This is a genomic window from Orbaceae bacterium BiB (genome assembly GCA_036251205.1).
In the GTDB taxonomy this organism is placed as follows: domain Bacteria; phylum Pseudomonadota; class Gammaproteobacteria; order Enterobacterales; family Orbaceae; genus Orbus; species Orbus mooreae.
The window spans coordinates 1827141-1844535 of sequence record CP133958.1 but is presented as its reverse complement, the minus strand read 5'-3'; the positions used below and the strand labels follow the sequence as shown (position 1 = coordinate 1844535).

General features: G+C 35.9%; 16 protein-coding genes. 9 read left to right on the top strand and 7 right to left on the bottom strand.

Annotated elements, in window-relative coordinates; translation table 11 throughout:
* Nucleotides 1–33: 33 nt before the first annotated feature.
* Entirely contained in the window at nt 34–1338 is a 1305-nt protein-coding gene (locus RHO11_08645; GenBank protein ID WVD60563.1) for a four-carbon acid sugar kinase family protein, read from the bottom strand.
* An 86-nt stretch (nt 1339–1424) separates the two neighbouring features.
* Nucleotides 1425–2180 (bottom strand): DeoR/GlpR family DNA-binding transcription regulator, encoded by a 756-nt coding sequence (locus RHO11_08640; protein ID WVD60562.1) that lies wholly within the window; start codon nt 2178–2180, stop codon nt 1425–1427.
* A gap of 409 nt (nt 2181–2589) precedes the next feature.
* Between RHO11_08640 and RHO11_08635 the strand changes: the two genes are divergently transcribed.
* The 4 genes from RHO11_08635 (at nt 2590) to RHO11_08620 (ending at nt 7360) form a co-directional block, all read left to right on the top strand.
* A complete protein-coding gene (locus RHO11_08635) occupies nt 2590–4347 on the top strand; it encodes a hypothetical protein (protein ID WVD60561.1) in 1758 nt (585 codons plus the stop codon).
* A gap of 282 nt (nt 4348–4629) precedes the next feature.
* Entirely contained in the window at nt 4630–5604 is a 975-nt protein-coding gene (locus tag RHO11_08630) for a KpsF/GutQ family sugar-phosphate isomerase (protein ID WVD60560.1), read from the top strand.
* Between the two features lie 117 nt (nt 5605–5721).
* On the top strand, nt 5722–6558 hold the full coding sequence (locus tag RHO11_08625; protein WVD60559.1) for a VanW family protein: 837 nt from the start codon (nt 5722–5724) through the stop codon (nt 6556–6558).
* Complete coding sequence (locus RHO11_08620; GenBank protein ID WVD60558.1) at nt 6545–7360, top strand: hypothetical protein; 816 nt, start codon at nt 6545–6547, stop codon at nt 7358–7360. The genes RHO11_08625 and RHO11_08620 overlap by 14 nt, the downstream gene beginning before the upstream one ends.
* 82 nt (nt 7361–7442) lie before the next feature.
* On the opposite strand, the gene asnB is transcribed toward RHO11_08620, so the two are convergent.
* The 5 genes from asnB to RHO11_08595 all read right to left on the bottom strand — a co-directional run bounded on the left by asnB (nt 7443) and on the right by RHO11_08595 (nt 13230).
* Nucleotides 7443–9116: an asparagine synthase B gene (asnB, locus tag RHO11_08615; protein WVD60557.1), complete on the bottom strand. Its 1674-nt coding sequence runs from the start codon at nt 9114–9116 to the stop codon at nt 7443–7445.
* Nucleotides 9117–9409: 293 nt separating this feature from the next.
* Nucleotides 9410–10834: a glutamate--tRNA ligase gene (gene gltX, locus RHO11_08610; GenBank protein WVD60556.1), complete on the bottom strand. Its 1425-nt coding sequence runs from the start codon at nt 10832–10834 to the stop codon at nt 9410–9412.
* A gap of 135 nt (nt 10835–10969) precedes the next feature.
* Nucleotides 10970–11251 (bottom strand): GNAT family N-acetyltransferase, encoded by a 282-nt coding sequence (locus tag RHO11_08605; protein WVD60555.1) that lies wholly within the window; start codon nt 11249–11251, stop codon nt 10970–10972.
* A gap of 28 nt (nt 11252–11279) precedes the next feature.
* Nucleotides 11280–12242, bottom strand: coding sequence for a 6-phosphofructokinase (gene pfkA, locus RHO11_08600; protein WVD60554.1), 963 nt, complete (start codon nt 12240–12242; stop codon nt 11280–11282).
* Nucleotides 12243–12321: 79 nt separating this feature from the next.
* Complete coding sequence (locus RHO11_08595; protein WVD60553.1) at nt 12322–13230, bottom strand: cation diffusion facilitator family transporter; 909 nt, start codon at nt 13228–13230, stop codon at nt 12322–12324.
* A 193-nt stretch (nt 13231–13423) separates the two neighbouring features.
* Here RHO11_08595 and RHO11_08590 point away from each other — a divergent pair, with 193 nt between their 5' ends.
* The 5 genes from RHO11_08590 (at nt 13424) to RHO11_08570 (ending at nt 17276) form a co-directional block, all read left to right on the top strand.
* Nucleotides 13424–14137 carry a response regulator gene (locus tag RHO11_08590; protein ID WVD60552.1) on the top strand — a complete coding sequence of 238 codons (714 nt, stop codon included), beginning with the start codon at nt 13424–13426 and terminating at the stop codon, nt 14135–14137.
* Nucleotides 14138–14167: 30 nt separating this feature from the next.
* Nucleotides 14168–15547, top strand: a complete 1380-nt coding sequence (gene cpxA, locus RHO11_08585; protein ID WVD60551.1) for an envelope stress sensor histidine kinase CpxA — start codon at nt 14168–14170, stop codon at nt 15545–15547.
* Between the two features lie 14 nt (nt 15548–15561).
* On the top strand, nt 15562–16044 hold the full coding sequence (gene trmL / locus RHO11_08580) for a tRNA (uridine(34)/cytosine(34)/5-carboxymethylaminomethyluridine(34)-2'-O)-methyltransferase TrmL (protein ID WVD60550.1): 483 nt from the start codon (nt 15562–15564) through the stop codon (nt 16042–16044).
* 87 nt (nt 16045–16131) lie between these two features.
* Nucleotides 16132–16431: a transposase gene (locus tag RHO11_08575; protein WVD60549.1), complete on the top strand. Its 300-nt coding sequence runs from the start codon at nt 16132–16134 to the stop codon at nt 16429–16431.
* Nucleotides 16377–17276: an IS3 family transposase gene (locus tag RHO11_08570; GenBank protein ID WVD62874.1), complete on the top strand. Its 900-nt coding sequence runs from the start codon at nt 16377–16379 to the stop codon at nt 17274–17276. The genes RHO11_08575 and RHO11_08570 overlap by 55 nt, the downstream gene beginning before the upstream one ends.
* Nucleotides 17277–17395 lie beyond the last annotated feature (119 nt).

Sequence of the window (17395 nt, the reverse complement as noted above, 5' to 3'; positions counted from 1 at the left end):
TAATTTATTCAAAATAATTTGTACAGTAATAAACTAATTTGTGGCTGTTCTACTTTCGTGAGAAGATATTTTGGTTGTTAGGTAATCAATGCAACGTACTAACGTATTATCATTACCAACAAAACCACCTTTAGTGACGATGGCATAACCATCACATTGCCCACCAACTAAATGTCCATAGACAGCTAAGGGTTCGACTTCATCTTTTAATAAAAAGCCGCAACCACCCAAACGATTCACAACACTAACGGTAACATCACCACCGCTGGTATAAATTGCCCTGATAGGGGAGTTTTTGCTTTGTAATACTTGTCCTGTAATCTCTGCAATACCTTTATTTAAAGCATTACTAGCTTCGACAATGGTCAGATTATTTTTTTCCGCAATGCAGGATAAATCACATACATCATCAGGCGTTTCAACAGTATCAATACCGATTAAATCTACTTGTTCAAGCTTACTTAATAATTTATCAACAATGGTTTTTGATTTTTTACTATCATTGGCAATATCAATAAGTGTCTGTACTGAAATCGTTTCTAACCAAACTTTTCTGTCGTATCTCAGTTTTTTGATTTGGCGCTGGGTTAGTTCCGATACGCTTCCAATCGCAATAAATACCTTATTGGCCATTTTTCGTTCACTGGCATAACGAAGATGTGCAAATTGTGCAGTAAATGGACCTGGATCAACGCAAAATACGGGTAATTTGGTACTTTCTGATGCTTGAGCTATAACATTAATGTCAGCATCAGTTGTTGCATCAAAAATAACGACTCTGCCACCCTGTTGATAAATTTGTTTGAGGCGTTGTTCTATACGCTCTTTGCCTTCAAGCACCTCTTTTAAACAGATATGAGAAACCGGATAACGTGATTGGCAACGGAATAATTCTAAAATAGATGATTCGGTCATTGGATTTTTTGGATCATTACGCATTGCAGTATTTTGTAGTGGAATACCATTAACAAGTAGTGATCCTCCAACACAGATACGCTCACTTGATGGATATACGGGCACAACTAATGCCATTAGATTTGGATTATTATCAATTACGGCATCAACTTCTGCTCCTAAGTTACCGCGTAGAGTAGAGTCAATTCGCTTACTAATGAGCGGTTCATATTTTTTGAATTGATTAATACAGTCGACAACTCTGGAATAAGCTTCTTTATAAGGGATAGAACGTGAATCTGTAGCAAAAGAAACAATTTCAAATTGCGTTAAATCTTCATGAAATTTTTCTAAGCAAGTTATTGCTTTAAAGCCTTTTTTACTGAGTAAGGCACTGGTGGCATTTGCACCAGTTAAATCGTCGGCTACAACGGCTACTTTCATATATGATCCCTCTGTATTTTTAAATTTATGGTTACACGACATGTCGTGTTTTATTATTTTTTGCAAACAAAGCTTATTTTTAAAAACTAATAGAGCAGTTTTACTTCTTGATTATTTAATGTTTTTACCATCTCCTCTGGTAATCTCTTTTCACTAATGATGTAATTAAACTTTTCTAATGAACAAATTTTATAGCGGCAGCGAAGCCCCAATTTGCTGTTATCAACCAATAAAACTGATTGAATGGAACGCGAGATTGCCATCCATTTACAGTCAGCTTTGACTTGATTTGTTGTTAATGCACCGTCTTCAAAGCTAAAACCATCTGCACCAATAAAAGCTAGATCAATGACTTGCTCTGATAGATATTTCATAGTTTGTGAATTGTAGGTTGCCATCCCATGGCTTTGAATTTCACCCGGGCAGATAATTGTTTTTACTTCCGTTTTTTGTGCAAGTTCGACTGCAACATAAAGATCGGGTGTAATTACGGTGAGTGGTACAGTAATATTTAATGAAAACTCACGCATCGTCGTACCACCATCAATAAAAATGACCATTCCAGGTTCTAATAATTCTGTAGCTAATTTTCCAATTATCTTTTTCCCTTCGGAACAGCGGCTCTGTTTCATATTGTATTTTGGCGTTCCACTGAGGAAACTTCGCTTAACTTCACCACCATAAGCAACTTTAACTAACCCTTTATCTTGTAGTCGTTTAAGATCCCGTCGGATGCTCATATGTGACACTGAAAATAAATTAGATAATAGATTGATTGTCGTAGAATCATATTTATCTAAATGTTCTAAAATTTGTTTATATCTAGGAATATTCTCTTCCATACTATTTTTCTTATTTATGTCAGCTAAGAGTGGCTAGATTCTAATCTAGTAAAAATAGGATTTATGTTATTGTGTTAACACTTTCACAATTCGTTGTAACAATTGTGAGTGAGCTCAAGCTTTGTGAAAGATATTCACACTTTTTCGTTAAACAATTGATTGGAATAAAAGAGTAAACTATAGCTTCAACCGCTGACTGTAACGGGCGTATATTATTTATAGCTCGGTTCCAAGAATAAATAAAATATATTTATAAGTAGGATAATTGAATCTGTTATAATTAAACTAATTAGTTATCTTTATTAATTGAATTATTTTTATCTCGATAAATGTAAAAATAATTACTCATTAAATACAAGTTATGTGTCAAATTTTAATCAGTTTTAATGATTAGATAAAAGGATTTTGGATGAAACGATATATCATCTCGCTATTTTTAATGTTAAGCAGTAGTGCTTTTGCTACCGATATTCAATCTTCTGAAAAGCCTTCTGCAGAACAAGCAAAAGTTGATGCTTGTTTATCGGCTTATTTCGATGGGCTAAAAAGTGGTGATTTTACCCAAGCCGTCCAAAATTGTATTAATGTACCAACCAATCAAGGGCAGATACAGTATATAGCTGGTTTAATGTATGCTAATGGGCAAGGTGTGGCAGTCAATGTGTATGATGCGTTAGCATATTATACACGTTCGGCCGAAAATAATTATGCTGAAGGTCAATATTCTTTAGGTTTATTACTACTTGATAATAATGAATCACATAATAAAGGATTAGCTTGGTTAGAAAAAGCAGCAGAGCAGAAACACCCGGTAGCGCAATATTATTTAGGTGCGTTATATTTTAACGGTGATGGTGTTGCCCAAGATTATAGTAAGGCAGAGGAGTGGTTAGAGAAGTCGGCACAACAAAATTATGCACCAGCGCAATATCATCTTGCATTAATGTATACTGGTGGTATGGGGGTTAATCGTGATTTCAATAAAGGACTGGAATTATTAAACCAAGCCGCAGAGAATAATGACAGATTAGCCCAAAATACACTTGGTTTTATTTACACCGATGGTAAAGAGGTGACGCCTGATTATGAATTAGCGATGAAATGGTATGAAAAGGCTGCTAATCAAGGTGATATTTATGCTCAAAACCAGCTTGCAAATATGTATTATAAAGGTGATAAAATTGAGCAAGATTACTCAAAAGCGCTGGATTGGTATACAAAATCAGCCGAACGCGGCGATCTCACTTCAATGGTAGCCGTTGCCTATATGTATTATAACGGAAAAGGCGCAGTACAAAATTACCCACAAGCCTATTCGTGGTATCAAAAAGCAGCTGAACAAGGCTCTGTAATATCCCAGAGAATGCTAGGTATCATGTATCAAAGAGGGCTAGGCTACGATGACTCACCTGATTATCCAAAAGCAATTGAATGGTTTGAAAAAGCAGCGGAACAAGGCGATCCAGTAGCTCAAAATAGTTTAGGTATTTTGTATGCGAATGGTAAAGGTGTTGAACAAGATACATTTAAGGCTATCACCTTTTATGAAAAAGCAGCGACACAGGGATATACTCCAGCTCAAAACAATTTAGGTCTAGTGTATCAATTTGGATTTGGTGATCTTGATGTTGATACTGATAAAGCTATTTATTGGTTTGAAAAAGCAGCCGCAGGTGGGCATGAAAAAGCCAAGGATAATTTAACTAAATTAAAACAACAATTAGCGATAGAAAAAGCGACAAATACTAAGAAAACAGAACCTGTTGCTCCTGTCCCTGTGAGTTCCCCAGAGACGAAAAAAACGACATCTCAAGTTAATAAAGCTAATACCAATAACCAAATTACAGATTTACGTATTGGGGATAATAAAAATTACTCTCGTTTTGTTGTTGAATCTTCTCAACCAATTAACTATACATTGACTGAAGATAGTGTTGATTCATTTACGTTAGTTCTTAATAAAACGAATGTCAGCGAAAAGCTTATTAGGCTTTTAAATAGTAGGGTAAAAAAGATATCGGGTGCTATTGAGTCAATTCAAAGTATTGAGAAACAAGATAATATTAATTTTGTTATTAAGTTAAAAAAAGATATTACTAATGTAAAAAAAGTACAATATAAAGATAATAATCATCTGTTGATTCTTGATTTTATGTTTCAATCTTAACACTATTCATTAAAATAGTTCGACTAGATTATTGATAAATAATCTAGTCGAGTAAAACTCCTTTCTGTTGAAAGTCATTTATTGATAATAATTATTGCCATTATTATGCTGTTATTATCCCATGGAAATAAGATTGTTAATCTTTGTGGCTATAATTGTGAAGTGAGTCAATTTTTTTAAACTCCATGATGAGTTTTCTGTTAATCTAGATAACCACCTCTATATTTTCTTACTAAAATCGATTCAAATATCTCAAAGTCATTAAATAAAGAATAGAGAGCAATGAGTGTCGATATAATCGAATATGCACAAAGTATCTTAAAATCAGAAGCGCAATCTATTGAGAAATTAATTCCTCGAATTGATGAGCAATTTATTAATATTATTGAATTAATTCTTACTATTAAAGGACGAGTTATCTGTACGGGTATGGGGAAGCCCGGTTATATTGCACACAAATTAGCGGCGACACTGATGAGTACGGGGACTCCATCTATTTATCTTCATCCCGCTGAAGCGATTCATGGTGATCTTGGTATGGTCACTCCACAAGATGTTGTTATTGCTATTTCTAATAGTGGTGAAACCGCAGAGATACTCAATATTTTGCCAGTGATTAATAAAATAGGTGCCCCACTGATAGCCATTTGTGGAAACAATCAATCGACTCTGGCCAAACAGTCTAAATATTATTTAGATGCTGCGGTGGATAGTGAATCCTGTCCATTTAATTTAGCACCGACTAATAGTACTACCGCTCAGCTAGCCTTAGGCGATACTTTAGCTATTACGTTAATGAAAATGAAAGGCTTCACTTCACAAGATTTTGCTTTTTATCATCCCGGCGGTAATTTGGGATCCGTGCGTTTATTAACTTTAAATAAACTGCTTGAACAAACTCATCGAAATCCGATTATTACAAAAGAGAGACCATTATCAGAGGCACTTTTTATTATGACAGATGCGGGTATTGGTGCAATTTCGGTGGTTGATGATAAGCAGCATCTACTAGGGATTATAACTGATGGTGATATTCGCCGTAGCTTAAAGTGCAATGTTGATTTTTTCTCTAAAACGGTTAACGATGTAATGACTATAAATCCTACCGCCATTCATGAATCACAATTGGTTTTAAGTGCATTAAACTTCATGCAAAATCATCAACCAAGCCCAATTACGGTATTGCCTGTTATTAATCATGAGAATGTTGTAACTGGCATGATCCATATCACAGATATATTTAAGTTAAGTCGATAGCAGTTGATAGTTAGCCGTAGCGATATTAATTATTTTATCGGGTTAACTATTCTTCATATTCACTTCACAATATAGGAATATCATTTTCAGTATAATAAAAAATAGAATAATATCATTATGCGTAAACCGTTATCTCATTATCATCCTGTACTATATTGGTTACGAGTATGGCAACGGAGGTTATTTCGTTACCTGTCTTGGTATGCTACAACACGTAAATACAGCCTATCTCTTGTTACTAGTGAAAAACTACCTTATCGTTATAAAAAGCATACTTCTAAATTAATTCGTCGATTGGGTGATAGCGATATCCAGCTGCAATATAATAAAGTCACTAATTTGAAACTGGCTGTTAAAGAGTTAGATGGTATTATTATCGGGCCAAAAGAGTACTTTTCATTTTGTCGTTTAGTCGGTTTACCGACTCGCAAAAGAGGTTTTATTGCCGGTATGGAGCTCTCTTTTGGGCAAGCTCGTAGTGGTATTGGCGGTGGAATTTGTCAGATTAGTAATTTAATTCACTGGTTAGCACTACATTCTGAGCTAAAAATTATTGAGAGAGCTAATCATAGTTTTGATCCATTTCCTGATGATGGACGAGTATTGCCATTTGGTTCTGGAGCTGCAATATTTTATAACTATATTGATCTGGTTCTTTATAATCCTACTGACAAACATTTCCAGATTCGTCTAAATGTAAGTGAGCACCAACTGGAGGGGGAACTTTTATGTGATGTTCCTCGTCAATATAGTTTTCATATATACGAAAAAAATCATCAATTTGTTAGAAAAAATGGCGTTATTTTCCGTCATAACGAGATTTGGCGTGATATTTTAACTAAATATAATGTCAATGCACAGCCAGTCTGTTTAAGTTCAACGCAGCTATATCAAAATCAGGTTGTAGTTAAGTATCAGGTTGCTGATGAGGATGTGAGTAATGAAAAAAGTTAGTACCTACTTACAATTGGCAACGCTATTTATAATATTATTCTCTTTTACGGGATTGGCTGAGACTAAAGTCATTCATCTCGTTGTTGCATTGTGTGATAATAAATACCAACAAATTGCACCAGTACCAGCATTAATTGGTAATGGTCAAGATCCCAGAAATAATCTTTATTGGGGTGCGGCTTATGGTGTTAAAACCTATTTTGCTAAGCAGCCAGAGTGGCAGGTTGTGCAGACAGTTAAGCCAGTAAATAGTCATATTTTGGAGCAGATTATTTATAAACATCGTAGTAAAGATATCTATATTGTTGCAGAAGCTTATGACGGGCAATATATTAGTGATGCGGTCGATAATTTCATCTCATACTCCGCTGGTCAATTACCTCTGACCTTAAATGTTAATGGTTCTGAAATTAAGTTTGGTGGTGATGCTAATCTAGTGGTATATGTTGGTCATGATTTCTTAATGGAATGGTCTTGGTCACAGTTTTTACCTGATGATTGGCGCTGGCAAACTCTATCTAAAGAGCAGCAGCAACTACAACAATCTCGTTATGTAGCGGTATTTGCGTGTCAAAGCCAGCGTTATTTTTCACCGCCGCTTTCTCGATTAGGCATTACACCACTTATTTTAACAACACAGAGTATGGCACCAGAGGCGTATAGCATTTATGCTATGATCGATGGTTGGGTAAATAATCAAAGTAAAGCCCAGATTCGTCAGAAGGTAGCTACAGCTTATAGCAAATATCAGCGTTTAAATAAGCCAGCTCTTGAAATGTTTGTAACAGAGTATGCAGAGTGAAGATGAAAACTCTGCTACCGTTAACTGATATTTAATCAATTTAACGATAGCAAGAGAGCGGGTAATATCTAATTAACCATGTCTATTTTTTATAAGCATCGTTATGTACACCAACTGCCGCACGACCAGATGGATCGTTTAGATTTTTGAATGATTCATCCCATTCAATAGCCTTAGCTGTTGAGCAAGCAACAGATGGACCACCCGGTACACTTTCTGCTGCACTTGGTAGAGGGAAAAGTTCATCAAAAATTTCGCGATACATATAAGCTTCTTTTGACGCAGGTGTGTTATACGGAAATCTAAATTTCGCATTCTCTAATTGCTGATCGGTGACTTTCTTCTCTGCAATTTCTTTCAATGTATCAATCCAGCTATAACCCACACCATCAGAGAATTGCTCTTTCTGACGCCATACAACTGATGCCGGAAGATAAGATTCAAATGCTTCACGAACAATATGTTTTTCCATCTTGCCGTTGCTACCACACATTTTATCTTTTGGATTAATGCGCATTGCTACATCTAAGAATTTTTTATCTAAGAATGGCACTCGAGCTTCAACACCCCAGGCAGACATTGCTTTATTCGCACGAGCACAATCATACATATGCAGAGCTGCTAGTTTACGTACCGTTTCTTCATGGAACTCTTTAGCATTTGGCGCTTTGTGGAAATATAAATATCCACCGAACACTTCATCAGCACCTTCGCCAGATAAGACCATTTTAATGCCCATGGCTTTAATCTTACGAGCCATTAAGTACATTGGGGTTGATGCACGAATTGTAGTGACATCATAAGTTTCAATAAAGTAAATAACGTCACGAATAGCATCAATACCTTCTTGAATGGTAAAGTTGATTTCATGATGTACGGTACCTAAATGATCGGCAACCGCTTGTGCTGCTTTAAGATCTGGTGCACCTTTTAAACCAACTGCAAAAGAGTGAAGTTGTGGCCACCAAGCTTCTGACTTCTCGTGATCTTCAACGCGGCGAGCTGCATATTTTTTAGTAATTGCTGAAATGACAGAAGAATCAAGTCCGCCAGATAGCAATACCCCATAAGGAACATCAGACATTAAATGACTTTTTACTGACTCTTCAAGTGCAGTACGTAATTCGTTAATATCAGTTGGGTTATTTTTAACATTGTCATATTCCATCCAGTCTCGTTGATAGTAAGACTTGATTTCACCTTCAGTACTAGATAAATAACTTCCTGGTGGGAATGGGGCAATTGTTTTACAAACGGGAACTAATGCTTTCATTTCTGAGGCAACATATAGCGAGCCGTTTTCATCATGGCCCGTATATAACGGAATAATACCGATATGATCACGACCAATAAAATAAGTATCTTTATTAATATCATATAAAATAAAGGCAAACATCCCCTGCAATTCGTCTAAACAGTGAATACCTTTTTCTTGATAAAGCGCTAAAATAACTTCACAATCTGAGCCAGTTTGAAATTCATAACGATCTTTATATTGAGCACGTAGTTCTTGGTGATTATAAATTTCGCCATTAACGGCTAAAACTAAAGTTTTATCTTTATTATAAAGCGGTTGAGCTCCTGTATTAACATCCACAATTGATAGACGTTCATGAGCAAGAATTGCTTTATCTGAAGCAAAAATACCAGACCAATCAGGACCACGATGACGCATTAAACTTGATAGTTCTAGCGCTTTGGTGCGTAGTTGTTCTGGATCTGATTTAATATCTAGAATACCAAGAATCGAACACATTGAGTTTCTCCAACAATAAATATCGCTTAAGTAACGAACTTATATTTAAAAATAATAGGTAATAATGCAAAAAACATACCAAATCTATGTATCTACTTAAAATTTACTAAAAAGTAGATGGTTACCGAGATACATTCACCTATTTTATAACATATGGGATGTTGATCATAAAAACAAGTCAGAATGATCAATTACAATAATTTGCGATAAAATAAAAAAACCAGTGATAACACTGATTTTTTATTTTGCACTAAATTAATGCAGATTGCACGTAAAAGGGACTCTTTGCCCAATTACTGATCTGCTCTTGCAAGAATATAGTTAATCGCTTTGTCAATGCGCGATAACGTTCTGCTCTTACCAATCGCTTGAATGGTTGCATCTACCGACGGTGATTGACCAATCCCAGTTACTGCAACGCGTAGTGGCATACCAACTTTACCCATACCTACGCTCAGTTCATCAGCGGTGCTTTGGATCGCGTGATGAATCGTCTCCGTCTGCCAATCTAGTTCTGATATTTGTGTCAATTTATGTTTAATAAGTTCTAAAGGCTCTTTAGCGACAAGACGTAAATGTTTTTTAGCTGCATCAGCGTCAAAGTCACTAAAGTCGTTGTAGCAATAAGCACAAGATTCAGCCATCTCTTTCAAAGTTTTACAACGTTCACCATATAATTTAACGATACTCACTAAATCCGGTCCATGACTAAGATCATAACCTTGTTTTTGCATGTGCCACATTAAATGCTGAGCAACGTAATCAGCATCTAAGTGATTGATGTAGTGGTGATTTAACCAGAGTAATTTTTCAGTATTAAATGCACTAGCTGAACGACTAACTGCGTCTAAAGTGAAAAATTCGATCATCTCTTCTCGTGAGAAAATTTCTTGGTCACCATGAGACCAGCCTAAGCGAACTAAGTAATTGAGTAACGCTTCAGGTAAATAACCATCATCACGGTATTGCATCACACTAACTGCACCATGGCGTTTAGATAATTTTTGTCCATCATCACCTAAAATCATCGATACATGACCATATTGTGGTAATGGGGCACCAAGGGCTTTTAAAATATTAATTTGGCGTGGAGTATTGTTAATATGATCTTCACCACGAATAACATGCGTGATTTCCATATCCCAGTCATCAACAACAACACAAAAGTTATAGGTTGGTGAGCCATCAGTACGACGAATAATTAAGTCATCTAACTCTTTATTCGCGATTTCAATCGGGCCTCTAATTAGATCATTAAAGAGTACTGATCCATCAACTGGATTTGCAAAACGGATTACGTGCGGTTCATTACCTGTATATGATTTTTGGACTGACTCACAACGGCAATGACCATCATAACGGGCTTTTTCACCTTTAGCCATTTGCTCTTCACGTAACTGTTCTAATCTTTCTTTAGAGCAGAAACAACGATAAGCGCTGCCAGCTTTAATCATTTGATTGATAACTTGTTCATAACGATCAAAACGTTTCGTTTGATAAAATGGTCCTTCATCCCAAGAAAGATCTAACCAGTTCATACCTTCGATGATTGCCTCAATAGCTTCAGGTGTTGAACGCTCTAAGTCAGTATCCTCGATACGTAAAACAAAAGTTCCTTTAGCATGGCGGGTATATAACCAAGAATAAAGCGCAGTACGAGCGCCACCAACATGTAGATAGCCAGTTGGACTTGGGGCAAAACGAGTTTTAACTTTCATGAAATGATTCCTACTACGTAATAGAGTATATTGCTGGTCATTTTACCATGATCAGGATATTGAGCAATAAAGTGCTCAAATAAAATAGGGAAAGGCGGTTCGCATTTCCCTATTGTTAGTACATAAAATATGTATTTAAAATTTAGCTAGAATTGTTTGCAGTTCCGGTCTTCGCTCAAATTGCTGTTTAGCATAAGAACAAATCGGAATAATTTTACGTCCTTCTTGTTGCATTTTTTCAATAACAAGATTGAATAACTGACCAGCAATGCCTTGACCTTGATAATCATCACTCACATAAGTGTGATTAATGGAGGCTTTGTCATCACCAATCCGGCTGAACGTGATTTCTGCAATCTCACTCTTGCCATCTGGACTCTTAATATACAAACGTTCATTATCTTCTAAAATTTGCATGATATCGTCCTGTGATTATTAGTAATAATTAGAATAATCGTTTGGCTGTATTATAGAGATCGATATCAAATGGACGTTTCATATTGTTAAGTGCATCCATGATATCATGATGAATTAACTTACCATTTTGGATACCAACACTACGACCACCTTGTCCTTGGATTAACAATTCAACCGCATAAGCGCCCATTCTTGAGCCTAATATACGATCATAAGGAACCGGTGAGCCACCTCGTTGTACATGACCAAGCACTGTTGCACGAGTTTCATGTTTAACGGCCGCTTCAATGTCTTTAGCCAATTCACCCACATCTAGCATATGTTCGGCAACTGCAACAATGGCATGTTTTTTACCTTTTGCAAAGCCTTGCTTGATTTCAGTGATTAAGTCCTCTTTTGTATTGGTGATCTCAGGAATAATCATAAACTCACAACCACCTGCGACCGCTGCATTTAACGTTAAATCGCCACAACCTCGTCCCATAATTTCAATAATAGAAATTCGGTGATGAGAAGAGCAGGTATCACGTAAACGGTCAATTGCTTCAACTGCTGTTTGTAATGCAGTAAAATAACCAATCGTATAATCGGTACCTCTAATATCGTTATCAATCGTACCTGGTAGACCAATACATGGGAATCCTTCTTCAGTCAGTCGCATCGCCCCCATATACGAACCATCTCCGCCAATGACAACTAAAGCATCAATGTCGTTTTTCTTTAAGTTTTCAATGGCTTGTTCTCGGATCGCTTTTTCTTTAAAAGCTGGGAAGCGAGCTGAACCTAAAAATGTTCCGCCTCGTGTAATAATATCCGATACGCTATAACGGTGAAGTTGATTAATTCTATTTTCATATAATCCTAAGTAACCGTCTTCAACGCCATATACTTCTAAGCCTTCGGTTAAAGCGGTTCTAACTACACCGCGAATCGCCGCATTCATACCTGGCGAGTCGCCACCGCTGGTTAGTACACCTATTTTTTTTACCATATAAAATAACCTCAATTATTTAATTTTAGTCTATTATAGAGCCTTAACTTGTGACGCTCAATAGGCTAAGGATACCGATTTAGTTTAATTTCTCTCTTAATCGATGCTTTTCTTTTGGTACTACGGATAGTGGATCTTGGTGAATAATCACTTCTGCTGGATTAAATTCTTGTGAAATAAGTTTTTCCATTTTATCTGCGATAGCGTGTGCTTTTAGCAGTAACATATTATCATCAAGCTCGATATGGAGTTGAATGAAAGTCATTGGCCCTGAACGACGAGTTTTTAAGTCATGGATGCCATGCACTTCTGAAAAGGCGGATGCAATATCTAAAATACGTTCATTATCAGTATCAGGTAGCGCTTTATCAAGGAGATCTTGAATCGCAATCCAAGCTATTTTGGATGCACTAAAAAGAATATAACCGCCAATTAATAAGGCAAAAACGGCATCAGCATAGATAATACCGCACCAACTTAAAATCAAAGCAATAATAACAGCGCAATTCATCATTAAGTCTGATGAATAATGTAACATATCGGCCTTTATCGCCTGACTATTTGTGAGTTTGATAATCCGTTTTTGGTACATAACTAAACTAAGCGTTAAAACAACAGAAACAAAGGAGATGATAATCCCTAATAACGGATATGCAATAGGTTCTGGATTAAGCAGCAATTTTATACTATTTAGTAATAAAAATACGATTGAACCAATAATAAATGCACTTTGTGCAAGAGCGGCTAGTGATTCAGCTTTACCATGACCAAAACGATGTTCTTCATCAGCAGGTTTTAAAGAGTAACGAATAAGAACAAAATTAAAAGCTGAAGCTAATAGATCCATTGATGAGTCAAAAAGTGATGCTAATAAGCTTACCGATCCTGTTATCCACCAAGTAAATAATTTGATGATTATCAAAATGAAAGCAAAAATAACTGCAAAATAAGTCGCTTTTTTGACTAATTTACCATAATTATTGTTCATATGTATGTACTCAAAAATAAACTAATTAAAAACGTTTTTATATTAGCATGGCCACGTTATTTTATTGAGAAATATATCATTTTATTTTAGAATGGCGAGGCTATCACTAGGTTCAATTTCGATAGTATGACATAATATGAAAACAATAAAAAAAATAAAAACTCTTTAATCGCTATTGATGCTGAGGATGGTTATGAACAAGAAATTACTATTGGTTGATGATGATGTTGAAATAACAGCTTTATTAAAAGAATTATTAGAGCTAGAAAATTTCACTGTTGACGTCGCTAATAATGGTACAGAAGCTTTAGTCAAATTCAATGAATCAATCGATTTGATATTGCTTGATATCATGATGCCTGATATAACTGGACTCACTCTTCTTACGCAGTTAAGAACAAAATATACAGTACCTATCATTTTATTGACAGCAAAAGATAATGATCTTGATAAAATTATTGGTCTTGAGCTTGGTGCTGATGATTATATTATTAAACCGTTTAATGATCGTGAGTTAATTGCGAGAATCAGAGCAACCTTACGTCGAAAAGGTTGGGATATTGCAGTGACCCAACAAGATGATTCTCCTTCACTAGAGTATACTGTTGATGCATTGAAAGTAAATGTACGTCAACAATCAGCTTATTTTGATAATAAATATATCGAATTGACCGGAACAGAATTCCAAATTTTACTTAAGTTGCTAGAAAAATCGGGCGATATTATTTCTCGTGATATGCTAAGCGAGTCTGTCCTAGGTAAAGAGTTTTTACCTTTTGCTCGTTCTATCGATGTTCACGTTTCTAACTTACGTAAAAAACTTCCACCACGTAAAGATGGTCTACCTTGGATTAAAACACTTAGATCAAAAGGGTATCTCTTTGTAATTGATAAAGATTTTGTCTAATCCGATTATGATTATATAGTAGGCGGTAAAATGTGGGTTTTTGATCGATTAACAATAAGAATATTTACAATATTTTTATTTACTATCGGTTTTTTCTTGACCCTTATTATTATTATTCCTAGCTTAGATTCAAGAAATTTAGCTGTTCCATCTGAGAAGGCAAAAAGTACGGGCATTTCACTAGCATCAAGCATCCAGCATGAGTTGGTTAACGTGCCCAAAAATAGTTTTCGCTGGTGGATGCGATTTGTTGTTGCGATGGATAATGTTAAGCATTCAGGGCAATTTCTATATGTTATCACCCCGAGCGATCAAATTATTACCCCAGATACAAGTAATATTGATATTGTTCGTAATTTTAGTGAACTGACTAATGGGTTTGAGCGACCAGCAAAGAAAATTCACGATACATTAGAAATTATCGGTCCATTCACAATAATGTATAGTGATGAGGTTTATCGACTATATATTATGCAAGAGATCACGGATACTCAATCTCAATTTGTTAGTTTTATTTTTGATCATCCTTTCTTACTACTATTATTAACCATGTTAGCAAGTACACCTTTACTATTATGGTTATCATGGAGTTTAGCTAAACCTGCGAGACGATTGAAAAAGGCTGCAGATCAAGTCGCCCGAGGTAATATTAAAGAGTGGCCTGAACTAGAAAAATTTGGCTCTTCTGAATTTAAATCTACGGGAGCAAGTTTCAACCATATGCTACGTGAGCTAAAACGTATGCAGGATTTGCAACAGCGCTTATTGTCAGATATTTCTCATGAATTAAGAACGCCATTGACTCGTTTGCAACTTGCAACTTCGTTATCTCGGCGTAAATATGGTGAAACCAAAGAGACAGAACGGATTGAGATCGAAAGTAAGAAGTTAGACTTAATGATTGGTGAGTTACTTTCTTTAGCACGGCAACAATATGCTAACAATGAGACGAAAGCGCCTCATCAAATTGCACAATTATGGAAACCAGTGCTTGATAATGCGGTTTTTGAAGCAGCACAGTTGGATAAATCCTTAAATCTTATTAGTTATCCACCAGAACAATGGATTTTATGTTATCCACAAGCACTTTGTAGTGCACTTGAAAATGTGATTCGTAATGCTTTTCGTTATTCCTACCAAAAGATAGAAGTCAATTTTGCAATTGTTAATGAATGGTTATATGTCACGATTGACGATGATGGTCCGGGTGTTGAACAGCAAGAATTAGAACAAATTTTTAGACCTTTCTACCGCACTAGTGAGGCCAGAGATCGTGAATCAGGTGGAACTGGTTTAGGTTTAGCTATTGTTGCTAATTCAATCACACAAGATAGTGGTGAGGTATATGCTGAAAAAAGCCATCTCGGTGGTTTACGAATTGTGATAAAATTACCATTATATAAGAAGTAACGAGAGACATTATCGTGTTAAATATTGTACTTTTTGAACCTGAAATTCCTGCAAATACCGGTAATATTATTCGATTATGTGCTAATGCTGGATTCAAGCTGCATATTATTGAACCGATGGGATTTTTTTGGGATGACAAAAAACTTCGTCGAGCTGGTCTTGATTATCATGAGTTTGTTGATGCAAAACGCTATAAAAATTTTGTTGATTTTCTAGATACCAACCAATTAGCGCTAGAGCAGACAGATCGTCTATATGCAATGACAACAAAAGGGTCTCGTCCACATAGCGAAGTTAGTTATAAGACAGATGACTATTTATTATTTGGTCCTGAAACTAGGGGATTACCAGCTTCAATTCTTGATCCATTACCGATGCAGCAACGTATTCGTATTCCAATGTTAGCAAATAGCCGTAGTATGAATTTATCTAATTCTGTAGCAGTTGCTATTTATGAGTCTTGGCGACAATTGAACTATCAGGGCGCTAATCTTTAATTATAAAAAAACCGCTTTTGTAACGGTATACTTTTCTTGGAGACATACTTAGCGGTATGATAAACCATCAACTAAGGAGATTACCCCGTGACAAGACAACTAAGTAGTGAATTTAAACGAGAATGTGCAGAGCTCGTTCTTAATTATGGTTATGCACATAAAGATGCAGCAAAAACAATGAATGTGAGTATTTCATCAATTGGGCGTTGGGTAACACAATATAGAAAAGAACGACAAGGTATTACGCCTAAAAGTAGTGCGCTGACCGCTGAACAAAAACGAATACAAGCTTTAGAAAAACAAGTTAAGCAGTTACAAAGTGATAATCAGTTATTAAAAAAGGCTTCAGCCTTCTTCGCCATCGAAATGACAAGCAGCAACAAATAGCGTTAATACTGAAGAAGGCAGGAAATGAAACCGCTCAAATCTGTCGGTGTTTATCATTAGCACCGAGTACTTTTTATTATCGAATTAAACATCGCGCATGTAAATTAATGAATACTAGGCTTGAAATTGCCATAAAATCAATTCATAACGAAATGGACGGTATATATGGAAAAAGAAGAATGTTAGTTGAACTGGTTAAAAAAGGGTTTAAGCTTGGTTTAGATAAGGTCCGACGCTTAATGAGAAAATTAGGCCTAGTGGCTAAAAGGCCTAAACAGCATTCCTATCCTCGTGGCGGTAAATCATCGCTACTGGCACCCAATCATTTAAATCGACAATTTAATCCAGCAACGATTAATCGCTATTGGTCTGGCGATATTACCTATATTCGGACAAGGCAAGGTTGGCTCTATCTGGCTGTCGTGATGGACCTATGCTCTAGGCGTATTGTTGGATGGGCCTTTTCTGAAAAGCTAAACAGTTTACTGACGGTTAAGGCACTAAACATGGCGATACAGCGTCGAAAAGGAGAATGCCCTACGTTATTTCATTGTGATCAGGGGATTCAATATCGTAGTGAACAATTTCAACAGTTATTATCATATCATCAAATTACCTTTAGTATGAGTAGAGCTGGAAATTGTTTAGACAATGCCGTTACTGAACGATTTTTTAGATCATTAAAATCAGAAAGAATTAATTATCGAGATTATATAACAAGAGAGCAAGCGATGGTCGATATTATTGATTATATCGAACCGATTTATAATCAAAAAAGAAGACATTATAAACTTGGATTTATTTCACCAGCAGAATTTGAACATAATTTACTAAAAACTGCCTAAGAAGCTCTCCAATTTTTGTTGACCGTTACACAACACGAAACGGATTAAAGTTAAATTAAAAGGCCTGACTCCGGTAGCATACCGAAACCAAGCCTTACGAGCTACTTAACTAAAGTGTC

Bases quoted from the DNA above. Each gene is read 5' to 3' on its own strand.
- RHO11_08620 (WVD60558.1), top strand. From the start codon at position 6,545: ATGAAAAAAGTTAGTACCTACTTACAATTGGCAACGCTATTTATAATA.
- pfkA (WVD60554.1), bottom strand. From the start codon at position 12,242: ATGGTAAAAAAAATAGGTGTACTAACCAGCGGTGGCGACTCGCCAGGT.
- RHO11_08605 (WVD60555.1), bottom strand. From the start codon at position 11,251: ATGCAAATTTTAGAAGATAATGAACGTTTGTATATTAAGAGTCCAGAT.
- asnB (WVD60557.1), bottom strand. From the start codon at position 9,116: ATGTGTTCGATTCTTGGTATTCTAGATATTAAATCAGATCCAGAACAA.
- RHO11_08625 (WVD60559.1), top strand. From the start codon at position 5,722: ATGCGTAAACCGTTATCTCATTATCATCCTGTACTATATTGGTTACGA.
- RHO11_08595 (WVD60553.1), bottom strand. From the start codon at position 13,230: ATGAACAATAATTATGGTAAATTAGTCAAAAAAGCGACTTATTTTGCA.
- cpxA (WVD60551.1), top strand. From the start codon at position 14,168: ATGTGGGTTTTTGATCGATTAACAATAAGAATATTTACAATATTTTTA.
- RHO11_08635 (WVD60561.1), top strand. From the start codon at position 2,590: ATGAAACGATATATCATCTCGCTATTTTTAATGTTAAGCAGTAGTGCT.
- RHO11_08645 (WVD60563.1), bottom strand. From the start codon at position 1,338: ATGAAAGTAGCCGTTGTAGCCGACGATTTAACTGGTGCAAATGCCACC.
- gltX (WVD60556.1), bottom strand. From the start codon at position 10,834: ATGAAAGTTAAAACTCGTTTTGCCCCAAGTCCAACTGGCTATCTACAT.
- RHO11_08630 (WVD60560.1), top strand. From the start codon at position 4,630: ATGAGTGTCGATATAATCGAATATGCACAAAGTATCTTAAAATCAGAA.
- RHO11_08590 (WVD60552.1), top strand. From the start codon at position 13,424: ATGAACAAGAAATTACTATTGGTTGATGATGATGTTGAAATAACAGCT.
- RHO11_08640 (WVD60562.1), bottom strand. From the start codon at position 2,180: ATGGAAGAGAATATTCCTAGATATAAACAAATTTTAGAACATTTAGAT.